Annotated in this window: 19 protein-coding genes; 9 read left to right on the plus strand and 10 right to left on the minus strand. The window is 67.2% G+C overall.

All coding sequences use genetic code 11. The features are described from left to right. Window positions 1-57: 57 nt before the first annotated feature. From V7Z82_RS03480 to V7Z82_RS03495, 4 genes are all read right to left on the minus strand, one after another. Window positions 58-441, minus strand: coding sequence for an RNA polymerase-binding protein RbpA (locus V7Z82_RS03480; protein WP_045280303.1), 384 nt, complete (start codon window positions 439-441; stop codon window positions 58-60). Window positions 442-546: 105 nt separating this feature from the next. Continuing rightward, window positions 547-1,341 (minus strand): glycerophosphodiester phosphodiesterase family protein, encoded by a 795-nt coding sequence (locus V7Z82_RS03485; protein WP_334147996.1) that lies wholly within the window; start codon window positions 1,339-1,341, stop codon window positions 547-549. Beyond that, window positions 1,338-2,267, minus strand: coding sequence for an SPFH domain-containing protein (locus V7Z82_RS03490; RefSeq protein WP_045280301.1), 930 nt, complete (start codon window positions 2,265-2,267; stop codon window positions 1,338-1,340). Before V7Z82_RS03490 ends, V7Z82_RS03485 begins: the two co-directional genes overlap by 4 nt. A gap of 9 nt (window positions 2,268-2,276) precedes the next feature. Then, window positions 2,277-2,750 carry an NfeD family protein gene (locus tag V7Z82_RS03495; RefSeq protein ID WP_334147998.1) on the minus strand — a complete coding sequence of 158 codons (474 nt, stop codon included), beginning with the start codon at window positions 2,748-2,750 and terminating at the stop codon, window positions 2,277-2,279. A 121-nt stretch (window positions 2,751-2,871) separates the two neighbouring features. On the opposite strand from V7Z82_RS03495, the gene V7Z82_RS03500 reads away from it, so the two are divergent. Beyond that, window positions 2,872-3,636, plus strand: a complete 765-nt coding sequence (locus tag V7Z82_RS03500) for an SDR family oxidoreductase (protein ID WP_334148001.1) — start codon at window positions 2,872-2,874, stop codon at window positions 3,634-3,636. A 75-nt stretch (window positions 3,637-3,711) separates the two neighbouring features. On the opposite strand, the gene V7Z82_RS03505 is transcribed toward V7Z82_RS03500, so the two are convergent. Further along, window positions 3,712-4,308 (minus strand): HdeD family acid-resistance protein, encoded by a 597-nt coding sequence (locus V7Z82_RS03505; protein WP_334148004.1) that lies wholly within the window; start codon window positions 4,306-4,308, stop codon window positions 3,712-3,714. A gap of 175 nt (window positions 4,309-4,483) precedes the next feature. On the opposite strand from V7Z82_RS03505, the gene V7Z82_RS03510 reads away from it, so the two are divergent. The 5 genes from V7Z82_RS03510 (at window position 4,484) to V7Z82_RS03530 (ending at window position 8,736) form a co-directional block, all read left to right on the plus strand. After that, window positions 4,484-4,885 (plus strand): helix-turn-helix transcriptional regulator, encoded by a 402-nt coding sequence (locus V7Z82_RS03510; protein WP_334148336.1) that lies wholly within the window; start codon window positions 4,484-4,486, stop codon window positions 4,883-4,885. 5 nt (window positions 4,886-4,890) lie between these two features. After that, window positions 4,891-5,301, plus strand: coding sequence for a VOC family protein (locus tag V7Z82_RS03515; RefSeq protein ID WP_334148006.1), 411 nt, complete (start codon window positions 4,891-4,893; stop codon window positions 5,299-5,301). Between the two features lie 30 nt (window positions 5,302-5,331). Further along, complete coding sequence (locus V7Z82_RS03520; protein WP_334148008.1) at window positions 5,332-7,692, plus strand: excinuclease ABC subunit UvrA; 2,361 nt, start codon at window positions 5,332-5,334, stop codon at window positions 7,690-7,692. A 94-nt stretch (window positions 7,693-7,786) separates the two neighbouring features. After that, on the plus strand, window positions 7,787-8,356 hold the full coding sequence (locus V7Z82_RS03525) for a hypothetical protein (protein WP_334148010.1): 570 nt from the start codon (window positions 7,787-7,789) through the stop codon (window positions 8,354-8,356). 92 nt (window positions 8,357-8,448) lie between these two features. Further along, window positions 8,449-8,736, plus strand: coding sequence for a hypothetical protein (locus tag V7Z82_RS03530; protein WP_334148014.1), 288 nt, complete (start codon window positions 8,449-8,451; stop codon window positions 8,734-8,736). A gap of 4 nt (window positions 8,737-8,740) precedes the next feature. Here the strand turns inward: V7Z82_RS03530 and V7Z82_RS03535 are convergent, their stop codons facing one another. Together V7Z82_RS03535 and V7Z82_RS03540 are read right to left on the minus strand one after the other, a co-directional pair. Next, window positions 8,741-9,586 (minus strand): class I SAM-dependent methyltransferase, encoded by an 846-nt coding sequence (locus V7Z82_RS03535; RefSeq protein WP_334148016.1) that lies wholly within the window; start codon window positions 9,584-9,586, stop codon window positions 8,741-8,743. A gap of 219 nt (window positions 9,587-9,805) precedes the next feature. Further along, window positions 9,806-10,300, minus strand: coding sequence for a winged helix-turn-helix transcriptional regulator (locus V7Z82_RS03540; protein ID WP_334148018.1), 495 nt, complete (start codon window positions 10,298-10,300; stop codon window positions 9,806-9,808). 87 nt (window positions 10,301-10,387) lie between these two features. Between V7Z82_RS03540 and V7Z82_RS03545 the strand changes: the two genes are divergently transcribed. The 3 genes from V7Z82_RS03545 (at window position 10,388) to V7Z82_RS03555 (ending at window position 13,745) form a co-directional block, all read left to right on the plus strand. Next, window positions 10,388-11,719, plus strand: coding sequence for an MFS transporter (locus V7Z82_RS03545; protein WP_334148020.1), 1,332 nt, complete (start codon window positions 10,388-10,390; stop codon window positions 11,717-11,719). A gap of 99 nt (window positions 11,720-11,818) precedes the next feature. Continuing rightward, complete coding sequence (locus V7Z82_RS03550) at window positions 11,819-12,295, plus strand: hypothetical protein (protein ID WP_334148022.1); 477 nt, start codon at window positions 11,819-11,821, stop codon at window positions 12,293-12,295. A gap of 118 nt (window positions 12,296-12,413) precedes the next feature. Beyond that, on the plus strand, window positions 12,414-13,745 hold the full coding sequence (locus tag V7Z82_RS03555) for an MFS transporter (RefSeq protein WP_334148024.1): 1,332 nt from the start codon (window positions 12,414-12,416) through the stop codon (window positions 13,743-13,745). Here the strand turns inward: V7Z82_RS03555 and V7Z82_RS03560 are convergent, their stop codons facing one another. The 3 genes from V7Z82_RS03560 to V7Z82_RS03570 are packed head-to-tail and all read right to left on the minus strand — an operon-like array spanning window position 13,746 to window position 16,136. Continuing rightward, window positions 13,746-14,558 carry an arginase family protein gene (locus V7Z82_RS03560; protein WP_334148026.1) on the minus strand — a complete coding sequence of 271 codons (813 nt, stop codon included), beginning with the start codon at window positions 14,556-14,558 and terminating at the stop codon, window positions 13,746-13,748. Between the two features lie 53 nt (window positions 14,559-14,611). Next, entirely contained in the window at window positions 14,612-15,358 is a 747-nt protein-coding gene (locus V7Z82_RS03565) for a formylglycine-generating enzyme family protein (RefSeq protein ID WP_334148029.1), read from the minus strand. A gap of 22 nt (window positions 15,359-15,380) precedes the next feature. Beyond that, window positions 15,381-16,136 carry an SGNH/GDSL hydrolase family protein gene (locus tag V7Z82_RS03570; RefSeq protein ID WP_334148031.1) on the minus strand — a complete coding sequence of 252 codons (756 nt, stop codon included), beginning with the start codon at window positions 16,134-16,136 and terminating at the stop codon, window positions 15,381-15,383. Window positions 16,137-16,163 lie beyond the last annotated feature (27 nt).

The following is a 16,163-nucleotide window of genomic DNA, read 5'->3' on the forward strand; positions in this document are numbered from 1 at the left end:
ACAACAGAACGCGACGGCGGATCAGCAGATCCGTCGTCGCGTTCGTGGTGCTGAGGGTCAGGCCCCGATCTTCTCCCGAGTCGGGTCCTCGCCGGCGCCACGGCGGGCGCGGATGAAGGCCAGGCGCTCCTCGAGAAGCTCTTCCAGTTCGGCGCGGGTACGGCGCTCCAGGAGCATGTCCCAGTGGGTGCGAGCTGCCTTCTCGTCGGTGACCTCGAGCGTGACGGCCTGGCCGTCGACGTTCAGTCGTGCCTCCGCGCCGCAGGAGCGGCATTCCCAGGTCTGGGGCGGCTCGGCGTCGGCCGCGAACATGAGGTTCGTAACGTGGCCGCACGTGTCACAGGTATAGGTGGTTTCACGGCGCTCCATGAAAACGACGCCCTCTTCGCTCTGTAGGCTCTGGGCGCCGAGTCGGATGCCGCGCAGGCTGCGATCTGCCATTGTGTGGTCCTCTCGTCGCTGTCAGGTATAACGCTCCAGCCTGTGGGCTTCATCCATGCGAGCGACTTCTCGGCGGGATTCACAGCGGAATCCCAGCGCAGGAGGTTATGGGCGGCGTGGCGGATCCATCTGGCGCAGGACGTCGACGGCGACGTCGGCGCGGTCGCTCACGATCCCGTCGACCCCGGCGCGCACCAGTCTGCGCATGGTCTCGGGGTCGTTCACGGTCCATACGTGCACCTCGACGCCCTGACGATGGGCCGCCCGCAGCAGCGCAGGCGTCAGCACCTGCAGTCGGCCGTGACGCTCCGGGATCTGAAGCGCATCGATCCCCCTGAAGGCCCGTGCAGGGGAGACTCGGAGCGCGGAGAGCGCGCGCACTGCGGCGATCGTGCGGCTGCCTCCGGACGTGGCTGGGCGGATCGATGCCCCGGCTCGCAGCGTGGCTGCGACCGCGGCTCGACGGTTCGCGTCGGAGAAGCTCGTGACCAGCACTCGGTGCGTGTGCTCGGCCAGGATCGGGCCGAGCGCAGCGGTTGCGGCATCCGTCTTCACATCGATGTTGAAACGCGTGTTCGGGAAGGAGTCGAGCGCCTCGGCGACGGTGAGCAGTCCACCGTGATCTGCGAACAGCAGTGCCAGCTCGCGCGTTCGCACCTCGCGGACGGATCGAGGGTCTCCGGTGAGCCGCTGGATGGTGGTGTCGTGGAACAGCACGACGTCGCCATCGGCGGTCACCTGGCAGTCGGTCTCGATGAACTCGGCCCCGGCTGCGTGCGCTGCGGCGAACGCAGCTGCGGAGTTCTCCCACACACCTGAATCCTCGCCGACCGAGGTCACGAGACCGCGGTGCGCGAGGACTCTGGGGTGTGTTGCCTTCTCGAAGTACGGGTGCGTCACACGCCGGGCGGGGTGTTCGTCGGCGCCTGACCGGGCTTGGGCGTGAATGCGCTGCCGATGCCCTTCAGCGCCTCGGTGAGCTCACTCGGGATGATCCACAGCTTGTTCGACTGGCCCTCGCTGATCTTCGGCAGCATCTGCAGGTACTGATACGCGAGCAGCTTGTCGTCGGGCGCGCCCTGGTGGATTGCGGTGAAGACGTTCTGGATCGCCTCGGCCTCACCCTGCGCACGGAGCACTGCGGCCTGCTTGTCACCCTCCGCTCGGAGGATCTCCGCCTGCCGCGAACCCTCAGCCTCGAGGATCGCCGACTGCTTGGTTCCCTCTGCGGTCAGGATCGCCGCTCGGCGGTCACGCTCTGCACGCATCTGCTTCTCCATCGAGTCCTGGATGGAGATGGGCGGGTCGATCGCCTTGAGCTCGACACGGCCGACGCGGATGCCCCACTTGCCGGTCGCCTCGTCGAGCACGACCCGCAGCTGGCCGTTGATGTTGTCGCGGCTCGTGAGCGCTTCCTCGAGGTTCAGGCCACCGACGACGTTACGGAGCGTCGTGGTCGTGAGCTGCTCCACCGCTCCGAGATAGTTCGCGATCTCGTAGGTCGCCGCACGAGCATCCGTGACCTGGAAGTAGACGACCGTGTCGATCGAGACGACGAGGTTGTCCTCGGTGATCACCGGCTGCGGCGGGAAGGAGACGACCTGCTCGCGCATGTCGATCAGGGGCCGAAGTCGGTCGATGAACGGCACGAGGATGTTCAGACCCGGCATGAGGGTCTTGTGATAGCGGCCGAGCCGCTCCACGACGCCGGCTGTCGCCTGGGGGATGATCCGGATCGAGCGGGCGAGGGTGACCACCACGAAGATGATCACCGCGATCACGAGTATCCAGCCGATGGCCGCGGGGATGAACGAGGCGTCGTCCATGAGGTTCTCCTAGTCGTTGACGGGGCGGACGGTGGCGGTCGCCCCGTTGATCGCCGTCACGGCGACCGGTGAGCCCTGGGGGATCGGCACGGAAGTGGATGTGCGGGCGGTCCAGGTGTCGCCGTTGCTGAGCTTGACCTGGCCGGAGATCTGCGTGATGTCGTGCAGCGCGGTGCCCCGGAGATCGATGAGCGCGTCGACATTCGACTTCGTCGGGTCTTCACCGCGACGCAACCGCTTGAGCAGGGGCGGTCGCAGGAAGAGGATGAAGAGCGCGGCGGCTGCGGCTGCGATGAGCACCTGGACCCAGACGGGGATGCCGACGAAGTCGGTCACGAGCCCGATGAGGCTCCCGAAGCTCAGCATCAGGAAGGTGAAGTCGAGCGTCAGCATCTCGATCACGAGAAAGAGGGCGATCAGGATCAGCCACCCGATCCATGCCCATTGGTCGATGAACTGTACGAATGTCGCGAAGTTGTCCATGCGGCCTCCTTTGGCGTCAACCTATCATGCGGGTGTGACGCCGCAGGGGTGGTGGGAGGGGCTCTTGCTAGTCTGGGAACGCCGCGTGATCGCGGCGTTTCACGCATCAAGAGGAGTCACCGTGACCGACGTTCTTCCCGCAGGATCTCTCGACGGCAAGGTCGCTCTTGTCACCGGCTCATCGCGGGGGATCGGAGCCGACACGGTGCGCTATCTGGCGCAGGCCGGTGCCGATGTCGTCATCAACTTCCGCAACAAGGCACCCCGAGCGGAGAAGCTCGCCGCCGAGCTCCGCGAGCTCGGGCGTCGCGCGCTCGTCGTCGGCGCAGACCTCACCGATCCGGAGTCGATCGCGGCCATGTTCGACGCGGTGCGCGCCGAGTACGGGCGCCTCGACGTGCTGGTGCTGAACGCCTCCGGCGGCATGGAGTCCGGCATGGCCGCGGACTACGCGCTGACGCTGAACCGCGACGCGCAGGTCAACGTGCTCGAGGCTGCGACGCCGCTGCTCGGCGACGGCGCACGGGTCGTCTTCGTGACCAGCCACCAGGCGCACTTCATCCGCACCACGCCCACCATGCCGGAGTACGAGCCCGTCGCGCTGTCGAAGCGCGCAGGCGAGGATGCACTGCGCGAGCTGATCCCCGGTCTCGCCGAGCAGGGCATCGGCTTCACCGTCGTGTCCGGCGACATGATCGAGGGCACCATCACGGCGACGCTGCTCGAGCGGGCCAACCCCGGCGCGATCGCCGAGCGCCGCGAGTCCGCCGGCAAGCTCTACAACGTCTCGGAGTTCGCTGCGGAGGTCGCTCAGGCAGCCGTCGACCCGGTGCCCGCTGACAACACGCGTCTCGTCGGCGACGTCAGCGCCTTCGCCACCGAGTAACCCGGGTGATGCAAGAGAACGGCCCCGTCCTGCACCTGCAGGGCGGGGCCGTTCTCATCTCGTGCGAAGCGCAGGTCAGACCGTGGTCTCCGACCGCACGGCTGCGACGAACTCCTTGCCGTCACGGCCGAGGGTGATCGCGCGAACGATCTGCACGATGCCGAGGGCGACCAGCGAGATGCCGAGGAACAGCCAGAAGGCGAGTCCGGCGATGAGCGGCGAGAACAGCACCACGATGCCGGCGATGATGCTGAGCAGCGCGTAGAGCAGAGTCCAGACACGCGAGCCGTCCTGGCCGAGCAGCGACAGTGACACGACGCCGTCGATGATCCAGCTGATGCCGATGAAGATCACGACCACGAGCGCGAGCGTCGCAGCGGCGACGCCGAGGTTGGCGAACGCGATCACACCGGCCGCGATGTAGAAGAGGCCGAGGACGATGTGGCCGACGCGAGCCCAACCGCCTCGGGCGTGCGAGAAGATGCCGAGGCCGATGTAGACGAGACCGGCGACGACGAGGTAGGACGCGAAGATCGCGGTCACGATGACGGCGGACTTCACGGGCCAGACGAGCAGGACGATGCCGGCGATGAGGGCGATGACGCCGGAGACGGCGAGCGTGATGCGGATCGACTTGAAGAGCGATTTCGCTCCGGAGAGTGCTTCAGACATGGGAGATGCCTTTCTGGGAGAATCCTGTGAGGACGTCTTCAGGGTAGCGCTCACGATGCACATCGTGGCGGAGGACCGCAGGAGTACGCCGCACACCGTCATTCCGCGTGATGCGCCGTCATGGCAGGATCATCTCGTGGCTCCAGCAGACGATTCCCGCCTTCGCGATCTCGCGATGATGCGGAGAGTGCGGGATCGCATCGACAGGGAGTACGCGAAGCCGCTCGATGTGGAGGCGCTCGCGCGCGGCGTGCACATGTCTGCAGGGCACCTCAGCCGGCAGTTCCGCGAGACGTATGGGGAGTCTCCGTACTCGTATCTCATGACGCGTCGCATCGAACGGGCCATGGCCCTGCTGCGCCGCGGCGACCGCAGCGTGACGGAGGTCTGCTTCGAGGTCGGATGCTCCTCGCTCGGCACGTTCAGCACCCGGTTCGCGGAACTCGTCGGTGTCCCACCCAGCGTGTACCGTGAACGCGCCGCCACCGTGGAGGGCATCCCCGTCTTCCAGGCCAAGCACGTGACCAGACCGATCAGGAATCGAGAAGCGCCCCGCACGGACGCACATCTAGCGTGAGCAGCATGAAGATCAGCATCCACTACGCCTTCCTTCCGCACACCGACGCCGACGCGGCGCTCGGCTTCTATCGCGACGCCCTCGAGTTCGAGGTGCGCAACGATGTCGGCTACGACGGCCTCCGCTGGCTCACCGTCGGCCCGGCCGGGCAGCCGGAGACATCGATCGTGCTGCATCCGCCGGCAACGGACCCCGGAATCACGGATGCCGAGCGTCAGACCATCCTCGAGCTGATCGCGAAGGGCAGCTACGGCGCCCTGACGCTGGCGAGCGACGACCTCGATGCGCTCTTCGAACGGCTCGTCGAACATGGCGCCGATGTCGTCCAGGAGCCCATGGATCAGCCCTACGGCGTGCGTGACTGCGCCTTCCGCGACCCTGCGGGCAATCTGCTCCGTATCAATCAGGCCGGCTGAGCACCTCAGCCTCGAACTCCAAGGATGCCGATGTCCTCTCCCGCCACACACGCCGCTGACAGCCACGACCTCATCCGCGTGCAGGGCGCACGCGAGAACAATCTCAAAGAGGTCAGCGTCGTCATCCCGAAGCGCCGGCTGACGGTCTTCACCGGAGTGTCCGGATCCGGCAAGAGCTCGCTCGTCTTCGACACGATCGCGGCTGAGTCCCGCCGCATGATCGACGAGACGTACAGTGCGTTCGTGCAGGGTTTCATGCCCTCGGTGCCGCGTCCGGATGTCGATGTGCTCGAGGGCCTCACCACGGCGATCATCGTGAATCAGGAGCGGCTCGGCGCGAACCCGCGCTCGACCGTCGGGACGGTGACCGATGCGAACGCGATGCTGCGCATCCTGTTCAGCAAGCTCGGCACCCCGTACATCGGCGGACCGACCGCGTTCTCCTTCAACATCCCGACGCAGCGGGCGAGCGGTGTGATGACGGGGCCGGGCGGCGAGAAGAAGATCGTCAAGGATGCGATCTACCTCGGCGGCATGTGCCCCCGCTGCGAGGGCAGGGGAGCGGTGTCCGACCTCGACCTCGCGCAGATCGTCGATGAGTCGAAGTCGTTGGACGAGGGCGCGATCATGGTCCCCGGGTACACGGCTGACGGCTGGATGGTGAAGGGCTTCTCCCAGTCCGGGTTCTACCCGGGCGACAAGCCGATCGAGCAGTTCACCGAGAAGCAGCGGCACCTGTTCCTGTACGGCGAGGTCACCAAGGTGAAGATCTCGGGCATCAACATGACGTACGAGGGACTGATCCCGAAGATCACGAAGTCGATGCTGTCGAAGGACCTCGATGCACTGCAGCCGCACGTCCGCGCCTTCGTCGAGCGCGTCGCGACCTTCGCGGTCTGCCCCGAATGCGATGGCACCCGGCTCACCGAGGGGGCGCGCTCATCGACGATCGACGGCGTCAGCATCGCCGACGCCTGCCGGATGCAGGTCACGGATCTCGCAGCATGGGTACGCGGTCTCGATCTTCCCGGCGCTGGACCGCTGCTCGAAGCACTGAGCGCCAACCTCGATGCCTTCGTCATGCTCGGCCTCGGATATCTCAGCCTGGAGCGCCCGTCCGGCACGCTGTCCGGTGGAGAGGCGCAGCGCATCAAGATGCTGCGACACCTCGGCTCCTCGCTGACCGACATCACGTACGTGTTCGACGAGCCGACGATCGGTCTGCACCCGCACGACATCCAGCGCATGAACGGTCTGCTGCTTCGATTGCGCGACAAGGGCAACACCGTGCTCGTCGTCGAGCACAAGCCGGAGACGATCCTGATCGCGGATCACGTCGTCGATCTCGGACCCGGCGCCGGCAGCGGTGGCGGGGAGATCTGCTTCGAGGGATCGGTCGATGGACTCAAGACCAGCGGGACGCGCACGGGAGAGCACCTCGATGACCGCGCAACGCTGAAGGATGCAGTCCGTAGCGGTGATGGCGCGATCGAGGTACGCGGCGCGACGGCGAACAATCTGCAGAACGTCGACGTCGACATCCCGATGGGTGTGCTCAGCGTGATCACCGGCGTCGCCGGTTCGGGCAAGAGCTCCCTCATCCACGGATCCGTGGCGAAGCGAGAGGGCGTCGTCGCGATCGACCAGGCCGCGATCAAGGGCTCTCGGCGGAGCAATCCTGCGACCTACACGGGTCTGCTGGAGCCGATCCGCAAGGCATTCGCGAAGGCGAACGGTGTGAAGCCGGCTCTGTTCAGCGCCAACTCCGAGGGTGCCTGCCCGACGTGTAAGGGCGCGGGCGTGATCATCACCGAGCTCGGGTTCATGGACTCGATCGAGACACCATGCGAGGACTGCGGAGGCAAGCGCTTCCAAGCGGCCGTGCTGGAGTACAAGCTCGCGGGCAAGGACATCACCGAGGTGCTCGACCTGCCTGTCTCGGAGGCGCGGGTGTTCTTCTCCGAGGGGGAGGCCAAGCTGCCCGCCGCCACCGCGATCCTGGGGCGCCTGGACGACGTCGGCCTCGGGTACCTCTCGCTGGGGCAGCCGCTGTCGACGCTCTCCGGCGGTGAGCGGCAGCGCATCAAGCTGGCCATCCAGATGGGGGAGAAGGGCGACATCTACGTGCTCGACGAACCGACGACGGGTCTGCACCTCGCTGATGTCGACAAGATCCTCGGACTGCTCGACCGTCTGGTCGAGTCGGGGAAGACGGTGATCGTGATCGAACACCACCAGGCGGTGATGGCGCATGCCGACTGGATCATCGACATCGGCCCAGGAGCCGGACACGACGGCGGACGCGTGGTGTTCGAAGGGACCCCGGCGGATCTGGTGTCCCAGAAATCCACGCTGACAGGGGAGCACCTGGCGGCGTACGTCAGCGGGTGAACTTCTTTGCGACATTCCCCATTTGCGGGGGTTTCGTCGTCATGTGACAGCAGTTAGCTTCTTCTTGACTGATCCATTCAGCAAGGGAGCACTGATGACCATTCGAACGCCGCGATTCTTCGACCGCACTCAGGATTCATCGACCACGTCCGACCGACCGAAACGCAGTGGCGTTCGAAGCGGCCTCCTCGCCGTCGTCGGCGCGCTCTGCATCGGCGCCTTCACCCTGGGTGCGACACAGGCTGCAGAGGCCGCGGTGTATCGGTACAACGTGCTGAACGTGACGTCGAGCTCGAACTTCATCGGGGGAGTGATCGCGAGTTGCACGATCACGACCGGAGGCGGCACGTGTGTGATCACGAAGGGGAAGACCGCGACCAGGAACATCGAGCTGAGCGTCGGAGCGAGCCGCGCCGATGTGTCGGCAGGCTTGAAGATCAGTGCGACCTCGAGCGTCACCACGACGGTGGGATGCACGTCTCCTGCGCTGAAGAGCGGTCAGACCTGGCGCGCGCACGCGGTCGGCACGCAGTACCGGTACAACCTGCAGAAGCAGGAGGCGTACAAGCCGCGAGTCGGGCCGACCTACTGGAAGACGGTCGAGACGAGCGGCAAGCTGACGGCATTCAACCCTTCACCGTCCGCCATCTCGTGCGGACTCTGACCCCGGCCGGCCTGGCAGCCTGCGCAGCACTGATGGTGTGCTGCGCAGCGCTGCCCGGCTGTGCGCCCACGGGGTTGCAGACCGACGAGGCCGTGAGGAAGCCGCTCGAGACGGTGTCGGATGCCGTTCCGGAGACATCACTGCTGCTCATCCAGGATGCATCGCCCCGCGTCGGCGAACCTGCGTCCTACACGACGACCGCTGCGCAGGAGCAGTGGATCGTCGTCGCGATCTGCGCCGACAACCAGTATCTGAGTGCAGCGACGTCCGTCGAAGTCGCCGTGATCCCGAAGGCGAGTCTCTCGCCGACGGTGCGCAGCGAACTCGCGGGCGGCGCGTTCGACGATGCGGTGGACTGCAAGGGACGCACCTACCGCTGACGAGTCAGTCCTTGCGCGCGATGATCGTGTACGTGCAGGGGAGCAGGTTGCGCTCGGCATCCGGCCAGGCGTATCCACCGGGCACCTCGACCATGCGGTCGCTGAACTGCCATGGCAGCATCCGGCCCTCGTCGAAATGCAGCAGCCGCAGTCCCGCGCCGAGCAGTGCTCCCAGGATCTCGGACAGCGGGTGCGGCCACTCGTAGGTGCGAGGATGAGCGACCTTTCCGTCGCCGACGTACGTCGATTCCTCGTCCCACTGCTGCGCACGTCCGTCGCCGAAGTACGGATACCGTGTGGTGAGATCGGGCGCGTTCTCGTCGAGCGCGTACAGCGCCGGGTGGCCGTCTCGGATGAAGAATGTTCCGCCGGCACGAAGCAGACCACTGATCTGTGCGGCCCAGCGATCGAGATCCCGCAGCCAGGTGATCGTGCCGATGCTGGTGTACACGACGTCGAAGTCACCATCCACCGCGCCGCGGGCATCCAGGACGTCTGTCTCGACCCACCGAGCGGCGACTCCGACACGGTTCGCGAGCGCCGATGCGACACCGAGGGCGGACGGCGAGAAATCGACACCGGTCACTCGAGCGCCGGCACGCGCCAGCGACACCGTGTCAGTGCCGATGTGACATTGCAAGTGGCACAGGTCGAGTCCGGACAGGCTGCTCGACGGCAGGAACGGTTCCAGAACGACCACGTCATGACGGACGACATCGCTCAGGTGATCCGGATCGTCGAAGGCATCGAGCCCGTATGCCGTCTCATGCAGCGGTACCCGATCTTCCCAGTTCTCCTGATTGGCCTGTCGCGCTGCATCCCAGCCGATCTGCACATTCTGTCCGGTCACCGGACGAGCCTATCCACGCCCCCTCCCAGCACACCAGGTATCACCGATAATGCACATTATGTCAGTTCAACGCAATCGGGGCACTCCCCGTCGCTTTCCCGCGGGCGCAGTGGACCCAGGTGTCGGAAGTCACTCTGACGCATCGAGCCGAGCGAGCGGAGTGATCCCACCGTCCGTCACGAACCCGGACCTTCCGGCCGAGACGTCGGACACTGACCCTCAGTGCAGCGTGCCGGCCGGCTGCAGACGATCTCGGGCGCTCTTCCACGGCTTGACCCAGGTCATCTGCTCGGCCACCAGCTCGACGCCGCACTCGCTGCAGACCGCTCCGTGCACCGTCTCCGCGCCGCATGCCTCGTGGATCAGCGCCATGTGGCCACCACCCTCCGGCATCTCGGTGTGCCGCTCTCCCCACAGCGCGAGCTCCTGGAGAATCGGCAGCAATTCTGCGGCGGCCTGCGTCGCTGCGTAGCCCCTGCGCATCCTCGCACCGTCCTGATACTCGACTCGGCTCAGCAGATCGGCATCGACCATCGCCGCCAATCGTCGACTCAGCACCGGTTCGGAGATGCCCAGATTGTCGCGCAGCCAATCGAACCGGCCACGTCCGTGCAAGACGTCGCGGATGATCAGCAGCACCCACGGGTCCCCCAGCACATCGAGCGAACGCCGGATCGGGCAGACTTCAGCAGACCAGTCGGAACGCAGTGGCATGGCACTCCCCTTTCGGTGGTGTCGAGCATCCGGTCTCGTGTAGCTTTCTTCACGAAAGCTTAGCTCCTCCGATGAGAACAGGCCGCGATGACCGCCCCACGCACTCCCGCTGATCCGCCACGCACTCCCGCTGATCCGCCGCTCGATCCCGTGCGACCACGCCGCCGTGTTCACCCCGCATGGTGGGTCGCAGCGGTCGCGTTCCTCGCGCTGCTGGCTGCCGCCGGGTTCCGCGCCGCGCCCGGCGCGCTGATGGTGCCGCTGCATGAGGAGTTCGGCTGGTCGACCACGATCATGTCGCTCGCAGTCAGCATCAACCTCCTCCTCTACGGCCTCACCGCGCCATTCGCGGCCGCACTGATGGACCGCTTCGGCGTCCGGCAGGTCGTCGCTTCCGCGCTCACCCTCGTCGCACTCGGCGCCGGCGGCAGCGTTCTGATGACCGCGTCGTGGCAGCTGCTGCTCTTCTGGGGGCTGCTCATCGGTCTCGGCACCGGGTCGATGGCCCTCGTCTTCGCCGCGACCATCGCGAACCGGTGGTTCGTGCAGCGTCGCGGGCTCGTGATGGGGATCCTGACCGCCGGATCGGCCACCGGGCAGCTCATCTTCCTTCCGCCGGTGGCCGCGCTCGCCGAGAGCGCCGGCTGGCGGACCGCCTCCCTGCTCGTCGCGGCTGTCGCTCTCGCAGCCGTGCCGGTCGTCTGGCTGGTCCTGCGCGATCACCCGCAGGACCGCGGCGTCCTGCCCCTCGGCGCCGATCCCGCGACCTACTCTCCCCCGGCCCGAGCCACAGGGAACGCTGCCGTCCGCGCGCTCGAGGGATTGCGCTTCGCATCCAGGAAGCCCTCGTTCTGGGCGCTCGTGTTCGCGTTCGCGATCTGCGGCGCGACCACGAACGGCTTGATCGGTATCCACTTCATCCCCTCAGCACATGACCATGGGATGGCGACGACGACAGCCGCAGGGCTGCTCGCCGTCGTGGGCATCTTCGACATCGCCGGCACCATCGCCTCCGGCTGGCTCACGGATCGGTTCGACCCACGCATCCTGCTCGTCACGTACTACGCGTTCCGAGGCGTCGGACTGGTGCTCCTCCCCTGGCTCCTCTCCGACGTGGTGCATCCGAGCATGGTGCTGTTCGTCGTGATCTACGGACTGGACTGGGTGGCGACCGTGCCGCCGACCGCGGTGCTGTGCCGGGAGATCTTCGGCGACCGCGGCACCATCGTGTTCGGCTGGGTCTTCGCAGCGCACCAGATCGGGGCTGCCGTGGCCGCACTCGGCGCCGGCGTGATTCGCGACACCTTCGGCACGTACACCTACGCCTGGTGGGGTGGCGCGGCGCTCTGCGCGATCGCCGCACTGCTCTCGCTCGTCGTGCGCCGAGCCCCTGCGGCGGTGGCGGAACGGAGCGGCTGAGCGAGTGGCGCGTGCACGAAGTCACCCCGATGTGGTTGACTGACTGCCGTTTGCAAACCGGTGCTGTCGGATGACAGCGCCCTTGAAGGGGGAATTTTCATGAACCGTCGTCTCGCAGCCCTGACGATCGCAGCCGTCGCCGTGCTCGGTCTCACCGCATGTTCCGGATCGCCCAGTGCCTCTGAGGAGACCTCGTCCTCGAACGAGACCGCTGCCCCGACCGCGGAGAGCTCCGACCAGAGCGTCGCCGACGCCTGCGCCAGCGCATCCGCCCAGGTGCAGGACGCCACCAAGGACCTCACCTCGATCGACATGACCACCGCAGCAGCCGACCCCCAGGGCACGATCGACACCTTCACGCAATCCGTCGACGCCATCGGCGCCGCCGCTGAGTCGATCTCGAACCCCGAGGTCAAGGCCGCCGTCACCGACGTCTACGAGGACTTCGGCGCCATGCGCGACGTGCTCTCGAAGGTCCTCATCGACCAGGACATGGACGCAGCGGCTGAGATGACCCAGGTCTCCGCTGACGTGCAGGAGTCGGCAACCGCCATCGGCACGCTCTGCGCCGGTTGAGCTGAGCCGAACGCAGCGGCAGAGAGCCCCGTCGACCGCATGGTCGGCGGGGCTCTCTGCTGTCCGTCCGCTGTCATCGGCGAAATCAGAGCACGTCGACGAGGAGTAGCGTTGAATGGTGCAGCGCGTCCCCCTCTCCCCCGTCTCGACGCCGGGCTGGCGAGCCTGGGTGATCTGGTCGGTGGGTGTCGCGGCCTACGTGCTGGCGATCACGAACCGAACCTCGCTCGGTGCCGTCGGCGTCGAGGCGGCTGACCGATTCCAGGCGGATGCCTCCACGCTCGCTCTCTTCGCCGTGGTGCAGCTCGCGGTGTACGGCGGCATGCAGATCCCGATCGGCGTGCTCCTCGACCGTTTCGGCTCACGGCCGATCATGACCATCGGGATGCTGCTGATGGCGGCCGGTCAGCTCACCATGGCCCTCTCACCCAGCATCGGCGTCGCGATCATCGCACGCGTCCTGCTCGGCGCAGGCGATGCGGCGATCTTCCCGGCGGTCCTCCGCCTCGTCGCAACCTGGTTCCCGGCGCAGCGGGGACCGCTCATGGTGCAGTTCACCGGCATCCTCGGTCAGGGCGGACAGCTGATCGCGCTCGTCCCGGTCGCCGCGCTCCTGCACGCCACGAGCTGGTCGGTCACCTTCGGCAGCATCGCAGGACTCGGGGTGCTGTTCACGATCCTGGTGGCGCTGGTGATCCGCAATCACCCGGCCGAGCGCGGCGCCGACGTGACCGTGAACACCGACACCGGCGTGATCCGCGTCGTGACCTCGGCGATCGACACCGGCGTCGGCATCCGCGCCGCGTGGGCGCACCCCGGCACCCGTCTGGCGTTCTGGTCGCACTTCACCACACCGTTCGCAGGCACCGCCTTCGTGCTGCTCTGGGGAATGCCGTTCCTCACCGCCGCACAGGGACTCGACTCCGCGCACGCGGCCGGCATCATCTCGGTCTACGTGGTCGCTGGCATGGCGATGGGCCCCATCATCGGCGACCTCTCGCGGCGCCTGCCCAATCACCGCTCGCTCGCCCTGGTCCTCCCGGCCGTCGGCGTGCAGATGGCCGCATGGCTGATCGTGATCGCGATGCCCGGTCCGGCTCCGATCTGGATGCTCTACGTGCTGGCCGTCGCGATCGCGACAGGCGGCCCTGCGTCCATGATCGCGTTCGACCACGCCCGCACGCACAACCCCTCACATCGTCTCAGCACGGCGACCGGTCTGACGAATGCGGGCGGCTTCATCGCGGCGCTCATCGCGATCTTCCTGATCGGTCTCGCGCTCGACATCCAGGGCGCAGGCACCCCAGAGACCTACACGCTCGACGCGTTCCGCATCGCGTTCCTGATGCCGGTGCCGCTGTGGATCATCGGTGTCGTGTTCATCGTGATCGAGCGCAAGCGCACGCGCATCCGGGTCGGGCTCGACCCCGAGCGCCCTCGACGCCGCTAGTCAGCGAAGGAGCTGCTGGAAGGTCTGGATGATGAGCTCGATGCTCACGTGCTCCGGGACGTCGACATCGCCGGCTTCGAACTCGGCCAGCTCGACGCCTCGGACCGACTCGGCCGGGATCGCTGCGAACAACGCCGCCACCTCGTGGGGACGCAGCCCGGCATCCACCCTGTAGGCAGCGGGGATGTACCCGGGCTCGAGCACGTCCCAGTCGACGTGGATCCACACCGGGCGCCCGTCGATGAGCTCGAGCAGGCGGGCAGGCGTGCTCTCGGCAGGCGGCAGCACGGTGACCGCGGCGCCCGCGAGCAGCTCACCCTCGGCAGGATCGATGTCTCGCCCGCCCACCACGATGACCTGGGTCGGGTCGAGCCCAGCGCCGTGGCCGCTGTCCCAGAGGCCGCACGCCGCAGCGAGCACCATCCCGCCGAGGTAGCCGGAGTCGGTCGTGTCCGGCGTGTTGAAGTCGCCGTGCGCATCGATCCACAGCACCACCGCATCCGGATGCCGCTCGGCGACCGTCGGGAGCGTGCCGAGGCTCGCGGCGCACGTGTTGGTCGCGAGCAGCGGGATGCTGCCGGCATCGATCGACTCGCGGACGGCGTCGCGAAGCCCCGTGAGCGTCGCAGCCGCCTGCGGCAGGGCGACGGTCCAGTCATCCGTCACTGCGGGGGCGGGTGCACCGACGACGGTCGGCGTCAGACCGAGCAACTCGGAGAGCGCGGATGCGGTTCGTCGGGCGCCGATGAGGGCACCGTCCGTCCGATCGGCCACGCGGCCCTGGGAGACGATGAGCGAGAACGGTGCCGGCATCCCTCCAGCTTTCCAGCTCCCCCGCTTCCGAGGCAAACGCAGGCCGTGCGCCGTCACCGCCTGAGCGGCGTCCACCCCATCGGCACCGGTCCGTCGAAGGCAGCGCGTTCGCGATCCGCGGCAGCCGACCAGCCCTGCGCTGCACCGGGAGTGTCGAATGCTCCCCGAGCCAGGCGGAGCCCGACGTCCTCGTGATGCATGCGGGGTCCTCCCCCGCGCCGCACCGAGGCGCGCACGCTCCAGGCGTCGTCGGAGAAGCCACCCCCGCGGAACACGCGATAGTCGTCGTAGCGCGCCGGATCGAGCAGGTCCCAGCACCACTCCCACACGTTGCCGAGCGTGTCGAAGAGCCCGTTCAGATTCGGGATCTTGCCCCCGACGTTCTGCGGGGCGCGCACGCCGTCCGCGCTGGTCCAGGCGGCATCCGCGAGCGGGGCGTAGTGCGGACCGATCGATCCGGCACGGCAGGCGAACTCCCACTCGGCTTCGGTGGGCAGGCGATAGCCGTCGGCGCCGACATCCCAGCTGACCTGCTCGCCGTCGAAGAAGTAGACCTGATCGAGCCCTTCCCACTCAGACGCGGCGTTGCAGAAGTGGATGGCACGCAACCAGCTCACATCGGCCGCGGGACGATCCGGATGCTGCGAGGCGATCCCGAGCACCTCGGCCAGCTGCTCCTCGGTGACGGGGTACACGCCGATCTCGAAGGCATCGAGCGCGACCGTGCGCTCGACCTTTCGTCGAGCATCGTGCAGGGTCACGGCACCGGCGGCGATGCGCTGCATCTGGATATCGCTCATGCGGCTGAGACGTTCGGCTGCCTCACGCGGGCGACCGCTCGACCCAGACAGGGTACTTCGCGGTGCGGCCGTCACCAGAAGAGGTGCGCGTCACCCGACGCTTGACCCACGGTCCGACGAACTCCCGGTAGTAGGCGAAGCCGGCAGGACCTGCAGCGGCCGGGTTCTGCGGCGACCACCAGGTCTCCGGTGGCTCGAAGCCGAGCGCGTGCAGCACCCTGGCGGCGACGCGGTGGTGTCCAGCCGCATTCATGTGCAGGCGGTCCTCTGACCAGTACATGCTGCGCGAGAGCTCGGTGTCGGGCCAGTTGAGCGCACGGACGACGTCCGGCCGATCCTCGATTCGGCGCAGCACCGCCTCGGAGAGCAGATCTCCGCGTCGTTGGACGAGATCGCCCATCGGCAGCTGCCCGCTCGGGTTCGCGCCCGACAGCAGGATCACCGTCACGCCCTCCTCGTCGCAACGGCGCAACACGCGACTGAAGGCATCCGCGACGTGCTCGAGGTCGGCACGAGGACGGAGCATGTCGTTGCCGCCACCGTTGAACGAGAGGTGCGTCGGATGCAGGGCAAGCGCGAACTCGAGCTGCTGGTCGACGATCGGCCACGCGAGCTTCCCGCGGATCGCGAGATTCGCGTACTGGATCGAATGTCCGGCGGCATCCGCCCAGCCCTGTGCGACCAGATCGGCCCAGCCGCGTTCGCGGCCATCGGGCAGCACGTCGCCGACTCCTTCCGTGAAGGAATCGCCGATGGCCACGTAGCGTACGTCTGTCACGCCTCCACCCTATTCCTGCTGGAGGCG

This window comes from Microbacterium sp. (assembly GCF_036823965.1).
GTDB lineage: Bacteria > Actinomycetota > Actinomycetes > Actinomycetales > Microbacteriaceae > Microbacterium.

Excerpts from the sequence above, each read along its gene's own strand:
- V7Z82_RS03520 (WP_334148008.1), top strand. The coding sequence starts at position 5,332 with ATGTCCTCTCCCGCCACACACGCCGCTGACAGCCACGACCTCATCCGC.
- V7Z82_RS03510 (WP_334148336.1), top strand. The coding sequence starts at position 4,484 with ATGATGCGGAGAGTGCGGGATCGCATCGACAGGGAGTACGCGAAGCCG.
- V7Z82_RS03490 (WP_045280301.1), bottom strand. The coding sequence starts at position 2,267 with ATGGACGACGCCTCGTTCATCCCCGCGGCCATCGGCTGGATACTCGTG.
- V7Z82_RS03550 (WP_334148022.1), top strand. The coding sequence starts at position 11,819 with ATGAACCGTCGTCTCGCAGCCCTGACGATCGCAGCCGTCGCCGTGCTC.
- V7Z82_RS03480 (WP_045280303.1), bottom strand. The coding sequence starts at position 441 with ATGGCAGATCGCAGCCTGCGCGGCATCCGACTCGGCGCCCAGAGCCTA.
- V7Z82_RS03525 (WP_334148010.1), top strand. The coding sequence starts at position 7,787 with ATGACCATTCGAACGCCGCGATTCTTCGACCGCACTCAGGATTCATCG.
- V7Z82_RS03515 (WP_334148006.1), top strand. The coding sequence starts at position 4,891 with ATGAAGATCAGCATCCACTACGCCTTCCTTCCGCACACCGACGCCGAC.
- V7Z82_RS03565 (WP_334148029.1), bottom strand. The coding sequence starts at position 15,358 with ATGAGCGATATCCAGATGCAGCGCATCGCCGCCGGTGCCGTGACCCTG.
- V7Z82_RS03495 (WP_334147998.1), bottom strand. The coding sequence starts at position 2,750 with ATGGACAACTTCGCGACATTCGTACAGTTCATCGACCAATGGGCATGG.
- V7Z82_RS03505 (WP_334148004.1), bottom strand. The coding sequence starts at position 4,308 with ATGTCTGAAGCACTCTCCGGAGCGAAATCGCTCTTCAAGTCGATCCGC.
- V7Z82_RS03545 (WP_334148020.1), top strand. The coding sequence starts at position 10,388 with ATGACCGCCCCACGCACTCCCGCTGATCCGCCACGCACTCCCGCTGAT.
- V7Z82_RS03560 (WP_334148026.1), bottom strand. The coding sequence starts at position 14,558 with ATGCCGGCACCGTTCTCGCTCATCGTCTCCCAGGGCCGCGTGGCCGAT.
- V7Z82_RS03540 (WP_334148018.1), bottom strand. The coding sequence starts at position 10,300 with ATGCCACTGCGTTCCGACTGGTCTGCTGAAGTCTGCCCGATCCGGCGT.